Source organism: Frankia sp. CoWAU3, assembly GCF_977971855.1.
This window is the reverse complement of the sequence record NZ_CDWWXB010000102.1, coordinates 4,742-5,536: the sequence shown is the minus strand read 5'-3', so window position 1 is coordinate 5,536 and position 795 is coordinate 4,742. Positions and strand designations below refer to the sequence as shown.

At 75.0% G+C, this 795-nt stretch carries 2 protein-coding genes; both read right to left on the bottom strand.

Going from position 1 to position 795, the window contains the following annotated elements; genetic code table 11:
* Positions 1 to 341 (bottom strand): hypothetical protein (locus AC08ON_RS10825; RefSeq protein ID WP_476616888.1); only part of this gene is annotated, 341 nt, incomplete at its 3' end.
* A partial coding sequence (locus AC08ON_RS10820) for a hypothetical protein (RefSeq protein ID WP_476616887.1) occupies positions 338 to 795 on the bottom strand: 458 nt, incomplete at its 5' end. The genes AC08ON_RS10820 and AC08ON_RS10825, both read right to left, overlap by 4 nt.

The window sequence follows — 795 nt, the reverse complement described above, 5'->3', positions numbered from 1 at the left end:
CGCAGCCGCTGGTGGCAGCTGGTCAGCGCCAGCGGTGTGCGGTAGGCGCGCGCGAGGACCGCCACCTCGTCGAGGGTCGGGGCGAGCCGGGCGAGGAGGTACTCCTTGGCGACCAGCCGCCAGGCCGGGTCGGTGATCGTGGTGAAGTCCATCCGCAGCTCGTAGTCGTGGACGTGCGCCGGCACGCCGTCGACGTCGCCGAACAGCCAGACGTCGTCGTCGAAACGGGGCCGCTGCCCGCCGGCCACGACGGTGAGCCCGGCGGCCTGGCAAACGTCGACACCGGCGAACACCGAGGACCCGGCGGGGTCGAGCGCGTCGGCTGTGTTCGCGCCGGTCACGCGGTGCGCTCCTCGGGTCGTAGCGGCAGGTCGTCGTCCCGGTCGGTGACCGACGCGGCAGCGGTGGCCAGTAGGTCGGCGGGGTAGCGGGCCAGTACCTCGTCGATCCGGGTGGCATACGGGCCGAACACGGCCATGAACTGGGCGGAGGGCATGGCCTGCCACTGGCGGGCGAAGAACGCTTTCAGCCGGAGCAGGTTCGCCGCGTGCCGGGGGGTGAATACCGCCAGCGGGCAGAGCAGGCAGACCCACGGCCGGGCCGGGCACGGCTTGCCCGGCGGCCCGTGCAGCCCAGCATGCGGGTCGGCGCAGGCGGCGGCGAACATGTCTTGCTCGCCGCCGACCAGCACCGCCACCGCGGCGTTGTCGCCGCCGACGGCGGCGGCCAGCCGCGGGAAGCCGGCCACGGCGGCGGCCGTGTCGGCGTCGCCGAGCACGACCGGCGGCTGGGCGC